The organism is Mesorhizobium sp. B2-4-13 (assembly GCF_006658535.1).
Taxonomy (GTDB): Bacteria; Pseudomonadota; Alphaproteobacteria; order Rhizobiales; family Rhizobiaceae; genus Mesorhizobium; species Mesorhizobium australicum.
The window spans coordinates 264874-284291 of record NZ_VFVB01000006.1 but is presented as its reverse complement, the minus strand read 5'-3'; the positions used below and the strand labels follow the sequence as shown (position 1 = coordinate 284291).

Annotated in this window: 24 protein-coding genes; 15 read left to right on the top strand and 9 right to left on the bottom strand. The window is 62.5% G+C overall.

Annotation, left to right across the window (positions count from 1 at the left end; genetic code table 11):
• Positions 1-8: 8 nt before the first annotated feature.
• The 5 genes from FJ936_RS18620 (at position 9) to FJ936_RS18600 (ending at position 2711) form a co-directional block, all read left to right on the top strand.
• Positions 9-263 carry a hypothetical protein gene (locus FJ936_RS18620; RefSeq protein WP_141906848.1) on the top strand — a complete coding sequence of 85 codons (255 nt, stop codon included), beginning with the start codon at positions 9-11 and terminating at the stop codon, positions 261-263.
• Positions 260-928 carry a phosphoribosylformylglycinamidine synthase subunit PurQ gene (gene purQ, locus FJ936_RS18615; protein ID WP_015318137.1) on the top strand — a complete coding sequence of 223 codons (669 nt, stop codon included), beginning with the start codon at positions 260-262 and terminating at the stop codon, positions 926-928. Before FJ936_RS18620 ends, purQ begins: the two co-directional genes overlap by 4 nt.
• A 64-nt stretch (positions 929-992) precedes the next feature.
• A complete protein-coding gene (locus FJ936_RS18610; RefSeq protein ID WP_140717438.1) occupies positions 993-1658 on the top strand; it encodes a glutathione S-transferase family protein in 666 nt (221 codons plus the stop codon).
• A complete protein-coding gene (locus FJ936_RS18605) occupies positions 1655-2062 on the top strand; it encodes a hypothetical protein (protein WP_140787529.1) in 408 nt (135 codons plus the stop codon). Before FJ936_RS18610 ends, FJ936_RS18605 begins: the two co-directional genes overlap by 4 nt.
• Positions 2063-2069: 7 nt before the next feature.
• On the top strand, positions 2070-2711 hold the full coding sequence (locus tag FJ936_RS18600) for a Pr6Pr family membrane protein (protein WP_141906847.1): 642 nt from the start codon (positions 2070-2072) through the stop codon (positions 2709-2711).
• 8 nt (positions 2712-2719) lie between these two features.
• On the opposite strand, the gene FJ936_RS18595 is transcribed toward FJ936_RS18600, so the two are convergent.
• Positions 2720-2971, bottom strand: a complete 252-nt coding sequence (locus tag FJ936_RS18595; protein ID WP_140787531.1) for a DUF1127 domain-containing protein — start codon at positions 2969-2971, stop codon at positions 2720-2722.
• Positions 2972-3064: 93 nt separating this feature from the next.
• Between FJ936_RS18595 and FJ936_RS18590 the strand changes: the two genes are divergently transcribed.
• Positions 3065-4474, top strand: coding sequence for a PLP-dependent aminotransferase family protein (locus tag FJ936_RS18590; RefSeq protein ID WP_140787533.1), 1410 nt, complete (start codon positions 3065-3067; stop codon positions 4472-4474).
• Positions 4475-4549: 75 nt separating this feature from the next.
• On the opposite strand, the gene FJ936_RS30535 is transcribed toward FJ936_RS18590, so the two are convergent.
• Positions 4550-4714 (bottom strand): hypothetical protein, encoded by a 165-nt coding sequence (locus tag FJ936_RS30535; protein WP_015318143.1) that lies wholly within the window; start codon positions 4712-4714, stop codon positions 4550-4552.
• Positions 4715-4961: 247 nt separating this feature from the next.
• On the opposite strand from FJ936_RS30535, the gene purL reads away from it, so the two are divergent.
• The 5 genes from purL to FJ936_RS18565 all read left to right on the top strand — a co-directional run bounded on the left by purL (position 4962) and on the right by FJ936_RS18565 (position 10064).
• Positions 4962-7193: a phosphoribosylformylglycinamidine synthase subunit PurL gene (gene purL / locus FJ936_RS18585; protein WP_140787535.1), complete on the top strand. Its 2232-nt coding sequence runs from the start codon at positions 4962-4964 to the stop codon at positions 7191-7193.
• 7 nt (positions 7194-7200) lie between these two features.
• Complete coding sequence (locus tag FJ936_RS18580) at positions 7201-7788, top strand: hypothetical protein (RefSeq protein ID WP_246677730.1); 588 nt, start codon at positions 7201-7203, stop codon at positions 7786-7788.
• Between the two features lie 122 nt (positions 7789-7910).
• Complete coding sequence (locus tag FJ936_RS18575) at positions 7911-8144, top strand: BolA family transcriptional regulator (RefSeq protein ID WP_015318146.1); 234 nt, start codon at positions 7911-7913, stop codon at positions 8142-8144.
• A gap of 150 nt (positions 8145-8294) precedes the next feature.
• Positions 8295-8630, top strand: coding sequence for a Grx4 family monothiol glutaredoxin (gene grxD / locus FJ936_RS18570; protein ID WP_013895877.1), 336 nt, complete (start codon positions 8295-8297; stop codon positions 8628-8630).
• A gap of 210 nt (positions 8631-8840) precedes the next feature.
• Positions 8841-10064, top strand: coding sequence for a multidrug effflux MFS transporter (locus tag FJ936_RS18565; protein WP_167331159.1), 1224 nt, complete (start codon positions 8841-8843; stop codon positions 10062-10064).
• A 19-nt stretch (positions 10065-10083) separates the two neighbouring features.
• Here the strand turns inward: FJ936_RS18565 and FJ936_RS18560 are convergent, their stop codons facing one another.
• The 4 genes from FJ936_RS18560 to rpsD all read right to left on the bottom strand — a co-directional run bounded on the left by FJ936_RS18560 (position 10084) and on the right by rpsD (position 13028).
• Entirely contained in the window at positions 10084-10491 is a 408-nt protein-coding gene (locus FJ936_RS18560; protein ID WP_140787537.1) for a TonB C-terminal domain-containing protein, read from the bottom strand.
• Positions 10492-10554: 63 nt separating this feature from the next.
• Positions 10555-11382 carry an inositol monophosphatase family protein gene (locus FJ936_RS18555; RefSeq protein WP_140787539.1) on the bottom strand — a complete coding sequence of 276 codons (828 nt, stop codon included), beginning with the start codon at positions 11380-11382 and terminating at the stop codon, positions 10555-10557.
• Positions 11372-12259, bottom strand: coding sequence for a tRNA 2-thiocytidine(32) synthetase TtcA (gene ttcA, locus FJ936_RS18550; protein WP_140787541.1), 888 nt, complete (start codon positions 12257-12259; stop codon positions 11372-11374). The genes FJ936_RS18555 and ttcA overlap by 11 nt, the downstream gene beginning before the upstream one ends.
• 151 nt (positions 12260-12410) lie before the next feature.
• The gene (rpsD, locus tag FJ936_RS18545; RefSeq protein ID WP_015318151.1) at positions 12411-13028 is read right to left on the bottom strand and encodes a 30S ribosomal protein S4; all 618 of its coding nucleotides are present in this window, start codon (positions 13026-13028) and stop codon (positions 12411-12413) included.
• Between the two features lie 373 nt (positions 13029-13401).
• Between rpsD and FJ936_RS18540 the strand changes: the two genes are divergently transcribed.
• Positions 13402-13596 (top strand): hypothetical protein, encoded by a 195-nt coding sequence (locus FJ936_RS18540; RefSeq protein WP_140787543.1) that lies wholly within the window; start codon positions 13402-13404, stop codon positions 13594-13596.
• Between the two features lie 85 nt (positions 13597-13681).
• On the opposite strand, the gene FJ936_RS18535 is transcribed toward FJ936_RS18540, so the two are convergent.
• A complete protein-coding gene (locus FJ936_RS18535; RefSeq protein ID WP_015318153.1) occupies positions 13682-13864 on the bottom strand; it encodes a DUF3008 family protein in 183 nt (60 codons plus the stop codon).
• Between the two features lie 159 nt (positions 13865-14023).
• On the opposite strand from FJ936_RS18535, the gene FJ936_RS18530 reads away from it, so the two are divergent.
• Entirely contained in the window at positions 14024-15406 is a 1383-nt protein-coding gene (locus FJ936_RS18530) for an RNB domain-containing ribonuclease (protein ID WP_140787545.1), read from the top strand.
• On the opposite strand, the gene murI is transcribed toward FJ936_RS18530, so the two are convergent.
• Together murI and FJ936_RS18520 are read right to left on the bottom strand one after the other, a co-directional pair.
• The gene (murI, locus tag FJ936_RS18525; protein ID WP_140787547.1) at positions 15350-16219 is read right to left on the bottom strand and encodes a glutamate racemase; all 870 of its coding nucleotides are present in this window, start codon (positions 16217-16219) and stop codon (positions 15350-15352) included. The genes FJ936_RS18530 and murI overlap by 57 nt on opposite strands.
• On the bottom strand, positions 16212-17129 hold the full coding sequence (locus FJ936_RS18520; RefSeq protein WP_140787549.1) for an RNA methyltransferase: 918 nt from the start codon (positions 17127-17129) through the stop codon (positions 16212-16214). The genes murI and FJ936_RS18520 overlap by 8 nt, the downstream gene beginning before the upstream one ends.
• Positions 17130-17341: 212 nt before the next feature.
• Here FJ936_RS18520 and FJ936_RS18515 point away from each other — a divergent pair, with 212 nt between their 5' ends.
• Both FJ936_RS18515 and FJ936_RS18510 read left to right on the top strand, forming a co-directional pair.
• Positions 17342-18553 (top strand): NADP-dependent isocitrate dehydrogenase, encoded by a 1212-nt coding sequence (locus tag FJ936_RS18515; RefSeq protein WP_140617002.1) that lies wholly within the window; start codon positions 17342-17344, stop codon positions 18551-18553.
• Between the two features lie 15 nt (positions 18554-18568).
• A complete protein-coding gene (locus tag FJ936_RS18510; protein WP_140787551.1) occupies positions 18569-19204 on the top strand; it encodes a glutathione S-transferase family protein in 636 nt (211 codons plus the stop codon).
• Positions 19205-19418 lie beyond the last annotated feature (214 nt).

The window sequence follows — 19418 nt, the reverse complement described above, 5'->3', positions numbered from 1 at the left end:
AGGAACTGATGGCCGAGAGCGATGGAAGCTTGATATTTGAAGGCCTCAAGTCCATTCAATCACGGTTGGACAGGATGGATTTGACGCTCGGAGAGGTAAAATCCGAGCTTGGCTCCATCCGCGGTCATCTGATAGCCACCGAGAGTGACGTGAAGAACATCTATGGCGTGCTCGCTCGCCGGGATGATTGGCTAGAACATATCGAGCACCGTCTCGATCCGCGCGAGCTTGCCGAAGCACAAAGGCCTTACGAACCAAAATGAAATCAGCCGTCGTCCTTCTCCCTGGCCTCAACCGCGACCGCGACATGATCGCGGCGCTGACCAAGATTTCCGGACAGGCGCCGGCAACCGTCTGGCAGACCGACACCGAAATTCCCGATGTCGACCTGATCGCCATCCCAGGCGGTTTTTCCTTTGGCGACTATCTGCGCTGCGGCGCGATCGCGGCACGCATGCCGGTCATGCGGGCGGTCGCCGAAAAGGCGGCCAAGGGCGTCATGGTCATCGGCGTTTGCAACGGTTTCCAGATCCTCGTCGAGGCCGGTCTGCTGCCAGGTGCGCTGATGCGCAACACCTCGCTGAAATTCGTCTGCCGGCAGGTCAAGCTCGAGATCGCCAACGCCAACACCATGTTCACGCGTCGCTACCAGCCGGGCCAGATCATCCGCTCGCCGGTGGCGCATCACGACGGGAATTACTTTGCCGACGCCGACACACTTGCCCGTCTCGAGGGCGAAGGCCAGGTGGTGTTCCGCTATGCCGAAGGCACCAACCCGAACGGCTCGATCAACGACATTGCCGGCATCGTCAACGAACAAGGCAATGTGCTCGGCCTGATGCCGCATCCCGAGAATCTGATAGAAGCAGCGCATGGCGGCAATGACGGCAGAGCGCTGTTCGAAGGCGCCTTGGGCATTGCCGCTTGAAGTTTGCAACCGCAACCTTAAGAATTGCGGCAATTCAAGATCATAGCGTGAGGGAGAGACGGTCATGAAACTCTATTCGCGGCCGTTGTCGCCCTACTCTTCGATCGTGCGGGCGCTGGCCTATATCAAGGACGTGCCGATCAAGATCATCGCGCCGCCGCCCGGTTTTCCGATCCCCGAGGCGTTTCGCGCCATCTCGCCGATGAACCGGATTCCGGTTCTGATCACCGGCTCGGGCGAAACGATCGTCGAATCGGTGGTGATCGCCGAATATCTCGAGGAACGGTTTCCCGAACCGGCTCTGTTGCCGCCCGATTCGAAGGACCGCGCGCTGGTGCGCATGTTTGCCCGCATCGTCGATCTCGACGTACTCACACCGACGATGAAGCTTTTCGAACTGCATTTCGTGCCGAAGCGCGACACTGCCGAGATCGACGCCCAATTCGCCCGTCTGCACCATGGGCTGGCCGCCATCGAGGCACGCATGGCGCAAGGCCCCTTCGCGCTCGGCAGCGACATCAGTTTCGCCGATGCCTGGCTGACGCCGACGCGGTTCATCTTCAACAATTTCCGCGCCATGACCGGCCGCCACGACCTGCTCGACGCCTATCCCAGATTCGATGCCTATGAGCAGATCGCCTCGCAGCATCCGGCATTGTCCAGGGTGTGGGGCGAGATGACCGACGGCCTGAAGATCTTTCTGTCCGAACTCGAAATGGGTGCCGCTTGATCAAGAACAGGACGATCGCCCTGATCGCCGCGTCAGGCTTTGCCTTGGCATCTTGCCAATCGAGCCCCAAGAGCACGCCCGTGCCGTCCGGCAAGAGCGCCGCGCTGCTCTCCATGGAACAGGTGGCGATATCGGCCCACAAATGCTGGATCGCCAGCAAGGATCCGGCCTTCAAGCAGTATCAGATGGCCAATGAGCTGAACTCGTTCAGCGGCACGCCGCGCTTCCTTCTGGTTCCGGCCAAGCACTATGGCGGCAAACCGTTGCTGGTCGTGCAGGCACAGGGCAATTCAAGCCGTGTCGACGTCTTCGGACCGTTGATGAACGACCCGCTCGGCGCACGCATCAGCTCTGATGTCGCGCGCTGGCAGGCGGGCAATCCGGCCTGCGCGGCCACCGCCTGAGCCTGCCATGGGCCGGTTCCTGCAGATCGCGGGATTGGTTGTTGGCCTGATAGCGCTCGCTTTGCAGTTCTCGATCACCATTCCGGCTTCGATGGTAGCGGGCCGCGGCCTGCTCGGCTCGATCGTGTTCTATTTCAGCTTCTTCACCATCCTGACCAACATTGGCGCCGTGCTGGTCCACGCTTCGCTGTTGTCATCCAGCTTCTATGCATGGCTGCCGGCCTTTGCCGGACCACGGATGCGCGCGGGCGTCGCGGCTTCGATCACCCTGGTGTTCATCGTCTATGCCACGGTTCTGGCGCGGCTCTGGCAGCCGCAAGGCCTGTTCCTGCTCTGCGACATCCTGCTGCACTACGTGAAGCCGGTGCTGTTCGTGCTGTGGTGGCTGATATCGGGCGCCGATGGCAGGACGCGATGGAGCGACATCTCCTGGTGGGTGCTCTATCCCATCGCCTATCTGGCCTATGCGCTGGCGCGCGCGCCGCTGGCGGGCGAAGTGCCCTATCCCTTCCTCGATGTCGCCAGGAACGGCGTTGAAAGCGTCGCCATGGCCGCGCTCGCCATAACCACACTTTTCCTTGTGATATGCGTCGTCGCCGTTTTCGTCGACCACGCTATCGGACGCCTCAGGAGCAAAGGCATCCGGTAGACGTGCCGCTATTCCCAGAGCGGCTTGATGCCTTCGCGGTGAGCGTCGCAGCGTGAGATGCCGATGTCCTTGAGTTGATCGTCGGTCATCTCCAGCAGCGCCAGCCGGCCGCGCCGGCGCTCAAGCAGGTGGTCGATCCATTTCGCCAGCGAACTGAGCACTTGCACAATTCGGCCGGCGAAGCCGCGCTGCCCGGACGGGCGAGCAGGCTGACCGAGCAATTGGGTTGCCGAGTGGCGGAATGTTCCGATTGTATTCATTTTCTTTCTGCCAAATGTCAATTGCACCCTTGGTTGGGTGCACTGCCGATATGTATTGACTCCGAAAACGGTGCAATATAGAAAATTGTCACCATGACAAATTGGGTTCCAGATCTCACCGGTTCAGGACCGCTGTATCAGCGTCTCGCGGATTCCATCGAGGCGGATATCGATCGAGGAGTGATCGGCGCGGGGGCAAAACTGCCGCCACAGCGCGACCTTGCCTACGACATCGGCGCCACGGTCGGCACCGTCGGGCGGGCCTATCAATTGCTGCGCGAGCGCGGTCTCGTCAGCGGCGAAGTCGGACGCGGGACCTACGTGCTTAGCCAGAACATCGGAGTTACGAAGCCGGAGACGCCCGACACCAGCGTGGAGGGCACGCGCTATGTCGATGCCCCCAAGGGCAAGTTGCGGTTCGACAGCACGGCAGCCCCTGATATCGGCCAGGGCGCCGTTGTAGCCGATGTCCTGTCGCGCACCGCACAGGACCATCCGCATGAGATTTCAAGTTACACGCGCGACTTCCCGGATCGCTGGTACGAAGCCGGCGCCCGGTGGCTGTCGCGGAATGCCTTCCGACCAACGATCGATACAATCGTGCCTACCCTCGGCACCCATGCGGCGGTGATGGCCGCGATCGCGGCCCTGACCACGCCCGGCGACTATGTCGCCTTCGAGCACCTCACCTACTCGCAGATTTCCCGCAGTGCCGGCCTGATCGGCCGGCGCACCGCGCTGGTGGCATCCGACGATGAAGGCCTCGATCCGGCGGATTTCGAACGCGTCTGCGCGCAAAAGCACCCCAGGATGATCTTCCTGATACCGACGGCGCAGAATCCGACCTTGGTGACCTTGTCGTCGGCGCGACGCGAGGCGATCGCGCGTATCGCCCGTGATTACAACGTCATCCTGATCGAGGATGACCTCTACGGCCATTTGACCGACGACCCGACTCCGCTGCTTGCCGAATTCGCGCCCGAGCGCACCATCATCGCCGGCGGCCTGTCGAAATCGGTCGCCGCCGGCCTGCGTGGCGGCTGGCTCTCCTGCCCGCCCGCCTATCGCCATCGCATCCGGGTCGCCCACAAGATGATGACGGGCGGCATGCCATTCCTGCTGGCGGAGGTGAATGCCCGGTTGGTGCTTTCCGGCCAGGCCAGCGAAATCCGCAAGCGTAGCATCGCGGAGATCAGCGCCCGCATGTCCATAGTGCGCGAAAGTTTGGCGGGATTCTCACTCAGATCGCACGACAAGGTGCCGTTCGTCTGGCTCACCCTGCCCGATCCCTGGCTTTCCGGCACGTTCAAGAATGCCTGCCTGGAGCATGGCGTGCTGATTGACGATGAGGATGAATTCAAGGCGGGGCGCTCGGAGCGGGTTTTCCATGGGGTGCGCTTCGGTGTTTCGCAGCCGAGCGGGCGCGAGGATGTTGCCGGCGGCGTCGCGGTGATCAGGCGGCTGCTGGACGAGGGCCGCGCGGGCTACGACAGTTTTTCCTGAACCGTTCGCGGCCACCCGCCCTGCTGCCTCGAGACGTCGACTTGCGACACTGGACTTGTCAGAACCAGACCCGGATCAACCTTCGGCCTTGAAGTTCTTGGCTTCCTTCTCGGCTTTTTCCTTGCCGTGCTTCTCAGCCAATTCCTTGGCCTGCCGCGGCGAAACGTCGGTGGTCTCCGCGATATGGAGAGCTTCCTTGTCCGAGAGGCGATTGTCGTTCTTGCCTTGCTTGGTAGCCATGATTCTGTCTCCTCGGTGATAGGGACCTAACGACCGGGGCATCGGAGCGTTCCCCATTTTGGTTTTGCGGGGACTTGAAAGCTGGGTGGACGCCTTTCACTGCTCACCAAAAGGCCTGGCCGCAACCATCATGGTCATCACCCCTGTAGCTTTCTGCCTTTTTCCTCAGCCGACGGGTGTATCGGCCGCAAGGCTTGCGATAAGAGGAGACTCAAAATCCCTGCTCCATGGACATAAATCGACGCCCATGACCACTTCCAATTCCGTCCCGATCACATCAGACCTCATCGCCTCGCATGGGCTGAAGCCCGATGAGTATCAGCGCATATTGGACCTGGTCGGTCGCGAGCCGAGCTTCACCGAACTCGGCATCTTCTCGGCGATGTGGAACGAGCACTGCTCCTACAAGTCCTCGAAGAAATGGCTGCGCACCTTGCCGACCACCGGCCCGCAAGTCATCCAGGGCCCGGGCGAGAATGCCGGCGTGGTCGACATCGGTGACGGCGACTGCGTCGTCTTCAAGATGGAAAGCCACAACCATCCCTCCTTCATCGAGCCCTACCAGGGTGCGGCGACGGGCGTCGGCGGCATCTTGCGCGACGTCTTCACCATGGGCGCGCGGCCGATCGCGGCGATGAACGCGCTGCGCTTCGGCGCGCCCGACCATCCCAAGACCAGGCATCTGGTCGCGGGCGTGGTTTCCGGCGTCGGCGGCTACGGCAATGCCTTCGGCGTGCCGACGGTCGGCGGCGAGGTCAATTTCGACGCCCGCTACAACGGCAACATCCTGGTCAATGCCTTTGCCGCGGGCCTTGCCAAGACCGATGCCATCTTCCTGTCCGAGGCTAAGGGCGTCGGCCTGCCGGTCGTCTATCTGGGCGCCAAGACCGGCCGCGACGGCGTCGGCGGCGCCACCATGGCCTCGGCCGAATTCGACGACAAGATCGACGAGAAGCGCCCGACCGTGCAGGTCGGCGATCCCTTCACCGAAAAATGCCTGCTGGAGGCCTCTCTCGAACTGATGGCTTCGGGCGCCGTGATCGCCATCCAGGACATGGGTGCTGCCGGCCTCACCTGTTCGGCGGTCGAAATGGGCGCCAAGGGCGACCTCGGCATCGAACTCGACCTCGACAAGGTGCCGGTGCGCGAGGAGCGCATGAGCGCCTACGAGATGATGCTGTCGGAAAGCCAGGAGCGCATGCTGATGGTGCTGCGCCCTGAAAAAGAGAAGGAGGCCGAGGCGATCTTTCACAAATGGGGCCTCGACTTCGCCATCGTCGGCAAGACCACCGACGATCTGCGCTTCCGCGTGCGGCACCAGGGGAACGAGGTCGCCAACCTGCCGATCAAGGATCTCGGTGACAAGGCTCCCGAATACGATCGCCCTTGGGTCGAGCCGAAGAAGCCGGCGCCGCTTGCCGCCAACGATATCCCGCAGGCCGACCTCGCCGATGCGCTGCTGAAGCTGCTTGGCGGACCGGACCTGTCTTCGCGCCGCTGGGTGTGGGAACAATACGACACGCTGATCCAGGGCAATTCGCTGCAGCTTCCGGGCGGTGACGCCGGCGTGGTGCGGGTCGAGGGCCATCCGACCAAGGCGCTGGCCTTCTCCTCCGATGTGACGCCGCGCTATTGCGAAGCCGACCCCTACGAGGGCGGCAAGCAGGCGGTGGCCGAATGCTGGCGCAACCTGACCGCCACCGGCGCGCTGCCGCTCGCCGCCACCGACAATCTCAATTTCGGCAATCCCGAACGGCCTGAGATCATGGGCCAGTTGGTGGGCGCGGTGAAAGGCATCGGCGACGCCTGCCGGGCGCTTGGTTTCCCGATCGTGTCGGGCAATGTCTCGCTCTACAACGAGACCAACGGCCAGGGCATCCTGCCAACACCGACCATCGGCGGCGTCGGCCTGATATCAGACTGGTCGAAGATGGCGCGGATCGGTTTCGCCGCGGAAGGCCAGATGATCCTGCTGGTCGGCGCACCGGCTTCCTGGGGAACGCATCTTGGCCAGTCCGTCTATTTCAGGGATATCCACGGCCGCAGCGACGGCCCGCCGCCGCCGGTCGACCTCGAACACGAGAAGCGTGTCGGCGACCATGTACGCTCGTTGATCGCTGCCGGCATCGTCACGGCCGCGCATGACGTCTCAGATGGCGGCATTGCGGTGGCGCTGGCCGAAATGGCGATGGCGTCGGGCATCGGCGCGACCGTTCCCGGGCTTGTCGGTACCGATCCGATCCCGGTCTGGTTCGGCGAAGACCAGGGCCGCTATCTGCTGACGCTGTCGATCGATCCGCATGGCGATGAATGGGACGCCATCCGCAAGCAGCAGGGTGAACTCGGCATTTTCGCGCCGTGGATCGGCTCGACCGGGGGCGCCGCGTTGAAGCTCGGCGATGCCAGGGCAATCCCGGTCAGCGACTTGACCGCCGCCCATGAAGGCTGGTTCCCGCGCTTCATGGATCAGGCCAGTTGACCAGGGCATGATCCTGAAAGGTGGAAACCGGTTTTCTCGGACAAAGGGAAAACCGTTTTGTCCAGAGATCCTGCTCAATCATAAGAAACTGGCCGTCCGGGCGCTGCTTGCAGTGGTCTTCTGGCCGTCGCTGTTCTTCTTCTGGTGTCTCGGGCCGTTCGTCTTCTTCCTGCTCTCGACAACATCGAGCGAGGTTTGTCCCAGGCTGGAAACGCGCGGAGAATTCCTCGCCGCGGCCAACGGCACGATTCCGATGCTTGTCCTGCAGAACCTCATCTATGCGGTTCCGATCGTCTGCCTGCTGCTTTGGAACCGGCTTCTGCCGGACCAGGCGCGGACAAGACACGTCGTCACCTGCATCAAGCTTTTCGCCGTCTCGGCCGTCTTGGGGGCCTTGTGGGAGTACGGCTCTTCGCTTGTCTGCGATGGTTACGGCCAGCCGTTCTTCTCGCCCGCCTGGCGAATGACCAGCTATCTGCCGATCGCCAACATGGCGGTCAACCTCCCGCTCTACGTGCTGGTCTTCAGCCTTGGCCGCGCCTTCTCGATGCGCGAGGATGAGCCGGCGCAGGGGCCGGATGAAACCATCGCCTGAACACCAACAGAACGGACACCGGACAGAACCGCTTCAATCCGGATTGGAAAGGCTTTAGGCTTGCCCGACTCTCATCATATGGGCCGCCGCACCGCCGCCCTTCCGAAACAGGAATTTCCGCAATGGCAATGGACGCCCACGACATCGAAAAACTGATCAAGGACGGCATACCGGATGCCCGTGTGACGATTCGCGACCTCGCCGGTGACGGCGACCACTACGCCGCTGAGGTCGTGGCCGAGAGCTTTCGCGGAAAAAGCCGGGTCCAGCAGCATCAGATGGTCTATGACGCGCTGAAGGGCAATATGGGCGGCGTGCTGCACGCGCTGGCGCTGCAGACCAGCGTTCCCGACTGAGGCATTCCACCCGACACGCTTGGCCCAAAGCCGCCCATTCTTTGCGCCATTCGGGTGATGGCATGGCTAAAGTCTTGTTTCGGGCAACCTATGGGTTTATTTGAGGGACATGTTTCGAGCCTGACTCCCACAGGCGTGAAAGGATATTCCATGAGCGGCATCAACGACTACATCGACAATGAAGTGAAGGGCAACGACGTCGTCCTTTTCATGAAGGGCACGCCCGGCTTCCCGCAATGCGGATTTTCCGGCCAGGTCGTCCAGATCCTCGACTATATCGGCGCCGACTACAAAGGCGTGAACGTTCTGGACTCCGCCGAACTGCGCCAGGGCATCAAGGACTATTCCAACTGGCCGACGATCCCGCAGCTCTACGTCAAGGGCGAATTCGTCGGCGGCTGCGATATCATCCGCGAAATGTTCCAGGCCGGCGAATTGCAGACCTTTCTGGTCGAGAAGGGCGTGAGCGTCAAAGGCGCCGCCTGACTTCAGTTTTGGGCGTGTCGGTATCGACATGCCCAAGCCACCGGGGCGGCCCCACCTCGGCAATTTTACAAGCCCGGATCCCGGGACCAGGACGAGCCAAATGCGCCGGCCCGCCGGCGCGTTTTCGTTTGAGAGATCGGACTTGCCGTGGACCAGCAGAAATCAGCGCCGCAAGGGGCAAGCACCGTGTCCCGGGCAAGCCAATTGCCGATTCCGCGCTGGGAGTTCATCGCGCTCTGCGCGGCACTGATGGCGCTCAATTCGCTGGCCATCGACATCATGCTGCCGGCGCTGCAGCAGATCGGTGCCTCGCTCGGGGTCGAGAACGAAAATCATCGGCAATATGTGGTCACCGCCTACATACTGGGTTTCGGCGGCGGCCAACTGTTTTTCGGGCCGATCTCGGACCGGTTCGGGCGCCGCTCGCCGCTCGTCGCCGGCCTTATCATCTATGTGGCGGCGGCCGCGGCGGCCGCTATCGCCCCGAGCTTTGAAACGCTCTTGATATGCCGCGCCGTGCAAGGCCTTGGCGCGGCCGCCACGCGCGTCATAGCGGTCTCGATCGTGCGCGATACATTCGACGGCCGGCGTATGGCCGAAGTCATGTCGCTGATCTTCATGGTGTTCATGGCGATCCCGGTCGTGGCTCCAGGCATCGGCCAGTTCATCATGCTGTTCGCGACCTGGCATTGGATATTCGTCACAATGGCCGTCGGAGCTATGATCGTCTCGGCGTGGTCGCTGCTGCGCCTGCCCGAGACACTGCATCCCGAATATCGCCGGCCACTGACGGTTTCATCCATCCTCGGCGGCTTCCGCATCGTGCTCACCAACCGCATCGCGCTCTGCTATGCCTTCGCCAGCACCTTCATCTTCGGCGCCATGTTCGGCTTTATCGCCTCGGCGCAGCAGATCTACGTCGGCGTCTTCGACGTCGGCGAGATGTTTCCCGTCATCTTCGCCGGTGTCGCGGGCGTACTCGCCTTCTCCAACTATCTGAACTCGCGCCTCGTCGGCCGCGTCGGCATGCGCCGCCTGTCGCAAAGCGCGCTGTTGCTGTTTCTGGTGATCAGCCTGGCCTGGCTGGTGGTTTCACTGGAAACGAAGATGCCGCTCTGGCTGTTCATCACCTTCTTTGCCAGTGCCATGCTGCCGTTTGGCTGTCTTGGAGCCAATTTCAATGCGTTGGCCATGGAGCCGCTTGGCCAGCTGGCCGGCACGGCGTCATCGATCCTGGGTTTCATGCAGACTTTTCTCGGCGGCATTCTCGGCACGCTGATCGGCCAGGCTTTCAACGGCACGGTGACGCCGCTGGCCGCCGGTTTCTGCAGCGTCTCGGTGGCCGCGCTGCTGATGATCCTGTTTGCGGAGCGCGGCAAGATGTTCCAGCCGCAGAACGCCCCCGTTTCAGGCCACGTCACCGACCTGCACTGATTGCCGTCTGCTGGTGGCGTCAGGATGCGCGTTCAAGCGCCGCCGTGAAGCGAGGAGAGAGCATCCGCCCCGCGATCGCTCCGCCCATGCCGTTTGAAAAGGGCAATGGAAGAGCGTCGTCGAGCGCCTTGAGGATGGACGCCACGAAGGCTCGGCTGAGCCGCGGATCGGCCCCCAGATCGGAATAGGAGGCGCGAGGCGTCCCGATCAGCGTCCCGTTGCGACGGAGCGAGAACTGCATGGTCAAGGACATGCCCGCGGTTCCGGGTGGCGGTTTCCAGCAGGCATAGATAGCGTCCGACATCTCCTTGATGGTGTCGATGGGATCGGAACTGTGACAGGGGCGTTCTTGCGCGATTGCCGCGCTGGAGTTCGCAAACAGCACCACGGCAAGAGCCGCCGCAAAAATTGCGAACCGAGGTTTCATCCGAGAGCCTCCGCCAAAACGCCCGACTCGATCATACAACGGTTTAAGCGACAGGAATTGGTCCTATTCCGCCCACAACTCGCGGCGCAGTTCCTGCCAGCTGTCCTGGTCCGGCGCGACAAGCAGACCGCCATCGACATGCGAGGGCAGATAGGCGCTGCCGTCGATGCGAGCGGCATGGCCGCCGGCCTCCTGATGGATCAGCACGCCGGGCAGATGATCCCAGGGCATCAGCTTGTTGTAGACGACAAAATGCGCATGCCCGCTCGCCAGCAGGCGATATTCGTGAGCAGCGCAGCGATAGGCGAACTGCGACAGTGCCTTGGTCTGGTTGCGCGCCAGGCGTGAGCGCTCCGGTTCGTCGAGATATTGCCAGGACACCGCGCCGGTCATCTGCGAGATCGGCACGGGCGCCGCCACATGCACTTTCTCCAGGTTGCCATGGGCATGCCTGATATGACTGCCGGCACCCCTGGCGGCGATGAGCCAGTCCTTGCCCACCGGATCATGAATGATGCCCGCGACCGTCTCCCCCCTGACCACGACCGCCAGCATGACGCCGAACAGCGGCACGCCGGACGCGAAATTGAAGGTGCCGTCCACCGGATCGACGGTGAACGCCAGTTCGGCATCGCCCAAGCCGTCGAGCAGCGCCGGATCTTCGGAGCAGGCCTCCTCGCCCACCACCATGGCAGAGGGATAGCGATCGCGCAGCCTGGCGGTGATCAGCCGCTCGGCGTTGACATCGGCCTCCGTCACCAGGTCGGCGGCGGAAGTCTTCTGCCTGATGTCGCCGTCGCCCAGTCGGCGAAAGCGCGGCATGATTTCGGCTTGGGCTGCCTCGGCCAGAATGCCGGCCAGCCAGTCGATCGCGGTGTCGTCAAATGTCATCGGAAATGTCTTGCCTGATCGCGAGGGTTTCATTGAGGGCGGCGAAATCGAACAGCTTTCGGTCGAGCAAATGCGACGGCCTGGTGTTGGACAGAGCGCGAATCATGGTGTCCTTGCGGCCGGGCATGCGCTTTTCGATGTCCTCGAGCATCGCTTTCATGGCGTTGCGCTGCAGCCCTTCCTGGCTGCCGCAGAGATCGCAAGGGATGATTGGGAACCGCATCGCGGCAGCGAATTTCTCCAGATCGATTTCGGCGCAGTAGCTCAGCGGCCGCAACACCACCACGTCGCCTTCGTCGTTGAGCAGTTTCGGCGGCATGGCGGCAAGCCGCCCGCCGTGGAACAGGTTCATGAAGAAGGTTTCGAGGATGTCCTCGCGATGATGGCCGAGGACCAGGGCCGAGCAGCCTTCCTCGCGCGCGATCCTGTAGAGATGGCCGCGCCGCAGCCGCGAGCAGAGTGAGCAATAGGTGCTGCCTTCGGGGAGCTTGTCGGTCACGACCGAATAGGTGTCCCGGTATTCGATACGGTGCGCTATGCCGTTGGTGTCGAGATAGTCGGGCAGGATATGTTTGGGGAAATTCGGCTGGCCCTGGTCGAGATTGCAGGCCAGCAACTCGACTGGCAGCATCCCGCGCCATTTGAGATCAAGCAACATGGCCAGCAGACCGTAGGAATCCTTGCCGCCCGATAGCGCGACCAGCCAGCGCTCGCCCGGCTTCACCATCGAAAAATCCTCGATCGCCTGGCGGGTCAGCCGCAGCAGTCGCTTGCGCAGCTTGTTGAACTCGACCGAGGACGGTACATCGGCGAACAGCGGGTGAGAGCCGCCTTCGGCGGCCGGTTCTAGTGTTTCGATGTCTGGCTGCATGTTCATGGCGCGACGGCCCCGGATGTGACTTCCGCCCGGCTTAGCGCATTGTCTGGAAAATCGAAATTGATTTTAACGACACACCGCAAAGCGGGTGCCCGAAACAAAAAGGCCGCCTTGAGGGCGGCCTTTCCGGTATCGCAAAAAAAGCGTTCGCTTAGCGCGAGTAGAATTCGACGACCAGGTTCGGTTCCATCTGCACGGCGAACGGAACGTCCGCCAGGCCCGGGATGCGCGAGAAGGTCGCGGTCATCTTGTTGTGATCGGCTTCGATGTAGTCGGGCACGTCGCGCTCGGCGAGGCCAACCGATTCCAGGACGATCACCAGCTGCTTCGACTTTTCGCGCACTTCGACGACATCGCCCGGCTTGCAGCGATACGAGCCGATGTTGACGCGCTTGCCGTTGACGTTGACGTGGCCGTGATTGACGAACTGACGGGCGGCGAAAATGGTCGGCACGAACTTGGAGCGGTAGACAACCGCGTCGAGACGCGATTCGAGCAGGCCGATCAGGTTCTCCGAGGTGTCGCCCTTGCGGCGATCGGCCTCTTCATAGACCTTGCGGAACTGCTTTTCCGACACGTCGCCGTAGTGGCCCTTCAGCTTCTGCTTGGCACGGAGCTGCAGGCCGAAGTCGGAAAGCTTGCCCTTGCGGCGCTGGCCATGCTGGCCGGGGCCGTATTCACGCTTGTTGACCGGGGACTTAGGGCGGCCCCAGATATTTTCGCCGAGACGGCGGTCGATCTTGTATTTCGCGGATTCGCGCTTGCTCATCGCATTCCCTTTCAAAGACAACACACCCGGCACCTCATGGTCCGGGTGAAGGAAACGCGCCCTCCTCTGGCCTCTGTTTTCGAGACCTGACAGGGTTTTCCCACGCAACGCGGCGGAAAACCCACGGGACACGTCAGTTCAAACAAGATCGGAAACGATTGTCGTGACAGATCTTGCGTATGCAAAACAAACACCGGACATCGCTGCCCGGCGTTGGCGGCTGGTTAAACCGAGATTTAACCGGTGTCAAGCTTGTGAGTGGCGCGGCGCAACGCAACCGTATAGCGTCCAAGGCGTTGATGCGATGCCGATGTGGCGGGAGGTTTGCGCCAGCGGCACCAGGAAGGGACTGGAGCTAGAGGAGCTTAATTGCATGAAGAAGTTTTTCCTTACCCTGGCAGGGGCCGCGGTGCTTGCCGGGTCGATGGCGGCGGCCCCTGAGCCGGCCATGGCGCGTCATTGGCACGGCCACAAGCAGGTCTGCCGCATCATCGTGAAGAAGCGAGTGGTGTGGCGGCATGGCCATCGCAGGGTGATCGTCGAGAGAGTACGGCGCTGCCGCTGGTAAGACTGTTCAACGCCACAATTCCCGGGCCAGCGAACGTCGCTGGCCCTTTTTCATTCCAAGGTAGTCTGGCTCGAGCGCTCAATCCTTAGGATTTTTTCTCCGGCAATCCCTTGCGCTTCGTCTCGGCGAATTCCTCGAGCTGCTTTTCATTCATCGATTCATACATGCCCTTGGAGGCGCCCTTGAGTTCGCTTTTCTTGGTCTCGCCGCGTTTGGCGGAGAGTGCGGCGCCGGCGGCTTTCTGCTGGGCTTTCGAAGTGGCTGGCATGGCGGGTCTCCTTTGCTGTCAGGAGAAACGCCACGCTTCGGCGCCGGTTCCAGCGCCAGTGGCGCGGCTCCCGGTCCGCCTGGTGCCAACCCTTGGCCGCGCTCGGCGATTTTCGTCGGCAGCCTTCTCGTGTCCGGAACCCCAGTGTAGGACGGCTGAATGAAATCCCTGACCGATCCCTCACAGGTTCTCTCCGCGGGACTGGCGAAAATCCGCGCCGAATTCCACGTGCCGGACGGATTTCCGGCCGATGTGCTTGCCGCGGCGGAGGCGGCGGCCAAACGTGTGCCCAACCAGCATGCCGATCGAACTGAAATGCCGTTCGTCACGCTCGATCCGGCTGCTTCCACCGATCTCGATCAGGCGTTCTCGATCGAGGCGAGCGGTGGCGATCTTCTGCTGCATTACGCCATCGCCGAGGTGGCCTGGTTCGTCGAGGACGGCGACGCGATCGATCGCGAAGCCTGGACGCGGGGCGAGACGCTTTACTTGCCGGACGGCAAGGCCGGGCTCTATCCGCCGGTAATTGCCGAGGGTGCGGCGAGCCTGTTGCCGGATGGACCCCGTCCAGCTGCTATCTTCACGGTTCGGGTTGCGCAGGACGGCGCGACGAAGTTGGACGGCGCGGAGCGGGCAATCATTCAAAGCCGCGCGAAGCTCGCCTATGACAGCGTGAAGGCCTCCGATGTCCCGGCCGGCTTCGCCGAAATGGCGCGGCGCATGGCGGCGAATGAGCGGCGCCGTGGGGCTTCCCGCGTCGACCCACCCGAGCAGGAGGTGGAAAGGCTTGCCGACGGCACATTCCGGCTTTCGTTCAGGCCGCTGCTGCAATCCGAGCAGGACAACGCCGCGCTTTCGCTGGCCGCCAACATGGCGGTTGCCGATGCCATGCTTGCGCATCATACCGGCCTGTTTCGGGTGATGTCGGGGCCGGATACCTTCAAGGTTCAAAGGCTGCGCAACGCGGCACAGGCTCTCGGACTGTCCTGGCCGGCCTCGACCAGCTTGCGGGAGTATCAGCGAACCCTCGATCCGACCGATCCGCATCAGGCGGCGCTGATGCTGGAAATCCGCCATGCAAGCCCCGGCGCATCCTATCAACCGTATCAGGACGGCGTTGTCCCATGGCATGAGGCGATGGCCGCGACCTATGCCCATGCAACGGCGCCACTGAGGCGCCTTGCTGATCGCTATGTCGTGCGCTGTGCGCTGGCTATCGCCAACGGCCAACCCGTGCCCCAGGCTGTTGCCGACGCGTTCGCCAGGTTGCCGAAGGCGATGGGACGTGCGGATAGCCGCGCTTCCCAGATCAACCACGCGGCCATCGACCTTGCCGAGGCGGTAATGCTGGAGGGGCGCGAGGGCGAGACGTTCAAAGCCGTCGTCACCGACTTCGTCGACCATGGCGTGCGCATTCAGCTTGCCGACATGGCGGTCGTTGCCACCGTGAAGGCCTCGGGGCTCAGACAGGGTGATGGTCTGACGCTAAGGCTGGTCCTGGCCGATCCGGATCAACGCAGCATCGTCTTCGAACCTGTTTGAGTGGCGGGCGGTTTTGCCACTGTCCAAGTGAACGGTCAGCCCGAAACCCTGCATCAGGCGGCTGACGGCGAAATCCGCCTTGCCCGAGGTGAAAACCGCGATATCAGGCTCGGCTTGCGACAGCGCCCCATCAAGGGGCGGCAGCAGCGAAAGGGCGCGCCGTGCGATCGCCTCGGCCGGATCGATCCAGTCGACCGGCCAGGGAGCGGTCTTGCGCATGCGATTGACCAGAAAGGGATAGTGCGTGCAGGCCAGCACGACGATGTCGGTGCGCATGCCGTCGCGCTCGATGAAGCATGGCTCGATCTCGGCGCGCACGGCCTCTTCGTCGACGAAGCCCTGGCGCATATAGGCTTCGGACAGGCCAGCCAGCCTGTCGCTGCCGACCAGGCGGACATGGCATTTCTGCGCCCATTTGCTGATCAGGTCGCGCGTGTACTGGCGCTTCACCGTGCCCGGCGTCGCCAGCACCGAGACCAGCCCGGAGCGCGTGCGCTCGGCCGCCGGCTTGACCGCCGGCACCGTGCCGACGAAGGGATGGCCGGGAAATCTTTCGCGCAGCGCGTCGATCACCAGTGTCGAGGCGGTGTTGCAGGCGATAACGGAGATGGCCGGCGCGAAGCGGTCGAGCAGTTTGGCGAACAGTCCGAGTATATGCTCCCTTAGGGCCGGCTCCTCCCAGGCGCCAAAAGGAAAAGCCGCATCGTCGGCGACATAGATGAAGCGTCGGTCCGGCATCAGGACGCGTGCCTCGCGCAACACGGTCAGACCGCCGACGCCGGAATCGAACATCAGGATCGGCTGGTCAGTCATTGTCGGTTCCCTTGCCGCCGAGCAGTGGCGTGTCCGTGTCGTCGCCGCTAGCGTCCGGCGCCCGACCAGTCGCCTCCGCCTTGCGGGCGCGCGCCGCCGCCGCGGGCAAACGCCTCGGGTCATCGCCAGGTGACCCATCGCCGCGCGGCATCGCCGGCGAGAACCGGTCGAGCGAAGAGATGATGCCGCGCAGCACCTTGAGCTCCGGTTCCGCAAAACCGGCCCTTGTCAGCACGGCGCGGAGGTTGTCGACCATTTTTGGCTTCTTCGGTGCAGGGCGGAAATAACCGCGCGCCTCGAGCGCGCCTTCGAGATAGGCGAACAGGCCATGCAATTCTTCCTTGCTGGCCGGCTTCATGTCAGGGCCGGTAAAGTTCGTCTTGGTCTCATCCTCCAGGCCCGACTTCATCCACTCGTAGGACATCAGCAAGGCCGCCTGGGCGATGTTGAGCGAGGAGAAATCAGGATCGACCGGGAAAGTGACGATCTCGTCGGCGAGGCCAACCTCGTCATTGTAGAGGCCGAAGCGCTCGCGACCGAACAGGATGCCGGTGCGTTGCCCCATTGCGTGACGGGCGCGCAGCATCCTGCCCGCTTCCACTGGGCCGCGCACGGATTTGAAGCCGTCGCGCTGCCTGGCGGTGGTGGCGAAGACGAAGTTCAGGTCGGCAAGTGCCGAGGCCAGATCGTCGAAAACCTTGACGGCATCGATTACGTGGTCGGCACGGCTGGCGGCGGCACGCGCCTTCTCGCTCGGCCAGCCATCGCGCGGATTGACCAGACGCAGTTCCGACAGTCCGAAATTGGCCATGGCGCGGGCGACCATGCCGATATTCTCGCCGAGCTGCGGCTCGACAAGGATGATCGCCGGGCCGGCTGCGGTATTATCGGGGTCTTTGGTAATGGGCATGATTGTCAATGAACTGCTGTTTGCGGCATTTCAGCGTCCCCTGCCATATTCGGCCGCGAAAATGAAGCATTCGCAAATGACGGCGCCGTGGGCTCACATTCGTGACCGATCGCCGTTTGCGTGGCCAAAAGCGCTTTGATATACGGGCGGCATCCCCGGCCGACGCCACGCGGGCAAGGCCGTCCCATTCCCAGCAACGAGGCATTCTTTCCATGGCGAAGATCAAGGTGGCGAACCCGGTCGTCGAACTCGACGGCGACGAGATGACCCGCATCATCTGGCAGTTCATCAAGGATAAGCTGATCCACCCTTATCTCGACCTCAAGCTCGAATATTACGACCTGGGCATCGAGCATCGCGACGCCACCAACGACCAGGTGACCATCGATTCGGCCAACGCCATCAAGAAATACGGCGTCGGCGTGAAATGCGCGACCATCACCCCCGACGAGCAGCGCGTCGAGGAATTCAAGCTGAAGAAGATGTGGAAATCGCCTAACGGCACCATCCGCAACATTTTGGGCGGCACCATCTTTCGCGAGCCGATCATCATGAAGAACGTGCCGCGCCTGGTGCCTGGCTGGACCAAGCCGATCATCGTCGGCCGCCACGCCTTCGGCGACCAGTATCGCGCCACCGATTTCCGCTTTCCCGGCAAGGGCAAGCTGACGATCAAGTTCGTCGGCGAGGACGGCCAAGTCATCGAGCACGACGTGTTCGATGCGCCCGGCGCCGGTGTCGCCATGGCCATGTACAATCTCGACGAGTCCATCCGCGAATTCGCCCGGGCGTCGCTGAACTACGGCCTGCTGCGCAACTATCCGGTCTACCTGTCGACCAAGAACACCATCCTCAAGGCCTATGACGGCCGCTTCAAGGATATTTTCCAGGAAGTCTACGAGGCTGAATTCGAGGCTGAGTTCAAGTCGAAGAAGCTCTGGTACGAGCACCGCCTGATCGACGACATGGTGGCGTCGAGCTTGAAATGGTCGGGTGGCTATGTCTGGGCCTGCAAGAACTATGACGGCGACGTCCAGTCCGACACGGTGGCGCAAGGGTTCGGTTCGCTCGGCCTGATGACCTCGGTGCTGATGACGCCCGACGGCAAGACCGTCGAAGCGGAAGCCGCGCACGGCACCGTGACCCGTCACTATCGCCAGCATCAGAAGGGCGAGGAAACCTCGACCAATTCGATCGCGTCGATCTTCGCCTGGACGCGAGGCCTCGCGCACCGCGCCAAGCTTGACGACAACGCCGAACTGAAGCGTTTTTCCGAGACGCTGGAAAAGGTCTGCATCCAGACTGTCGAGAGCGGCTTCATGACCAAGGACCTGTCGCTCTTGATCGGCCCCGACCAGCCCTGGCTCTCGACCACCGGCTTCCTCGACAAGATCGACGAGAATTTGCAGAAGGCGATGGCGTAACCGCCTCGCGGACAAATGGGCAAGCCGGTCGTCTACGGCGCGGATTACAGCGTCTATGTACGCATCGTCCGGCTTGCGCTCGAGGAGAAAGGCATCGCCTACGATCTCGTGCCGGTCGACATCTTTGCAGAAGGTGGCGCGCCGGCATGGTACGGCAAACACCATCCCTTCGGCCGCATCCCAGCCTTCGAGCATGACAATTTCCGGCTGTTCGAGGCGAGCGCGATCGCTCGCTACGTGGACGAGGCTTTCGACGGGCCGGCGCTGCAGCCCGCCGACACGCGCGGCCGCGCGCGGATGAACCAGATCATCGGCATGCTCGACGCCTATGGCTATAGGGCCATGGTCTGGGATGTCGCGGTCGAGCGTCTGGAGAAAGAAGTGCCCGACGAGAGCTTGATCGCGGATGGCCTGCGGCAGGCAGAGACGGTGCTGAAGGTGCTGACTTCGCTGAAGCAAGATGGACCCTGGCTGCTCGGCGACCAGCTGACCCTGGCCGATCTGCACGCGGCACCGATCATCGCCTACTTCGCCAAGGTTGCCGAAGGGCGCAACTTGCTGACGCAGTTTGCTGGCATCTGGGATTTGTATTTGCGAATGGCTGGCCGCCCGAGCTTCGTGCGTACCGAAAAAGCGTATAACTCGAGGTGAGCTTCCTCGACGTCGCGCCGCCCCTGCCCTGCCGGGCATTTCTCCCCGTGAACGGGGAGAAAGAGGCTGGTCGCGTTGTCGGCGCTCCTCTGCAACGAGGGCGATTGGCGAAGGGCGCGACGAAAGCGCCCTTCTCCCCGTTCTACGGGGAGAAAATGGCGGCAGCCAGATGAGGGGCAGCGCTGCCCCAAGAGAAAGGATCCCGCCTGGCCCC

Coding starts and splice junctions, on each gene's coding strand:
- FJ936_RS18530 (WP_140787545.1), top strand. CDS start 14,024: ATGAAATCCCTGACCGATCCCTCACAGGTTCTCTCCGCGGGACTGGCG.
- FJ936_RS18620 (WP_141906848.1), top strand. CDS start 9: ATGGCCGAGAGCGATGGAAGCTTGATATTTGAAGGCCTCAAGTCCATT.
- FJ936_RS18515 (WP_140617002.1), top strand. CDS start 17,342: ATGGCGAAGATCAAGGTGGCGAACCCGGTCGTCGAACTCGACGGCGAC.
- FJ936_RS18610 (WP_140717438.1), top strand. CDS start 993: ATGAAACTCTATTCGCGGCCGTTGTCGCCCTACTCTTCGATCGTGCGG.
- FJ936_RS18575 (WP_015318146.1), top strand. CDS start 7,911: ATGGCAATGGACGCCCACGACATCGAAAAACTGATCAAGGACGGCATA.
- purL (WP_140787535.1), top strand. CDS start 4,962: ATGACCACTTCCAATTCCGTCCCGATCACATCAGACCTCATCGCCTCG.
- grxD (WP_013895877.1), top strand. CDS start 8,295: ATGAGCGGCATCAACGACTACATCGACAATGAAGTGAAGGGCAACGAC.
- FJ936_RS18520 (WP_140787549.1), bottom strand. CDS start 17,129: ATGCCCATTACCAAAGACCCCGATAATACCGCAGCCGGCCCGGCGATC.
- FJ936_RS18595 (WP_140787531.1), bottom strand. CDS start 2,971: ATGAATACAATCGGAACATTCCGCCACTCGGCAACCCAATTGCTCGGT.
- ttcA (WP_140787541.1), bottom strand. CDS start 12,259: ATGAACATGCAGCCAGACATCGAAACACTAGAACCGGCCGCCGAAGGC.
- FJ936_RS18535 (WP_015318153.1), bottom strand. CDS start 13,864: ATGCCAGCCACTTCGAAAGCCCAGCAGAAAGCCGCCGGCGCCGCACTC.
- rpsD (WP_015318151.1), bottom strand. CDS start 13,028: ATGAGCAAGCGCGAATCCGCGAAATACAAGATCGACCGCCGTCTCGGC.
- FJ936_RS30535 (WP_015318143.1), bottom strand. CDS start 4,714: ATGGCTACCAAGCAAGGCAAGAACGACAATCGCCTCTCGGACAAGGAA.
- FJ936_RS18555 (WP_140787539.1), bottom strand. CDS start 11,382: ATGACATTTGACGACACCGCGATCGACTGGCTGGCCGGCATTCTGGCC.
- FJ936_RS18560 (WP_140787537.1), bottom strand. CDS start 10,491: ATGAAACCTCGGTTCGCAATTTTTGCGGCGGCTCTTGCCGTGGTGCTG.
- FJ936_RS18510 (WP_140787551.1), top strand. CDS start 18,569: ATGGGCAAGCCGGTCGTCTACGGCGCGGATTACAGCGTCTATGTACGC.
- FJ936_RS18540 (WP_140787543.1), top strand. CDS start 13,402: ATGAAGAAGTTTTTCCTTACCCTGGCAGGGGCCGCGGTGCTTGCCGGG.
- murI (WP_140787547.1), bottom strand. CDS start 16,219: ATGACTGACCAGCCGATCCTGATGTTCGATTCCGGCGTCGGCGGTCTG.
- FJ936_RS18600 (WP_141906847.1), top strand. CDS start 2,070: ATGGGCCGGTTCCTGCAGATCGCGGGATTGGTTGTTGGCCTGATAGCG.
- purQ (WP_015318137.1), top strand. CDS start 260: ATGAAATCAGCCGTCGTCCTTCTCCCTGGCCTCAACCGCGACCGCGAC.
- FJ936_RS18590 (WP_140787533.1), top strand. CDS start 3,065: ATGACAAATTGGGTTCCAGATCTCACCGGTTCAGGACCGCTGTATCAG.
- FJ936_RS18580 (WP_246677730.1), top strand. CDS start 7,201: ATGATCCTGAAAGGTGGAAACCGGTTTTCTCGGACAAAGGGAAAACCG.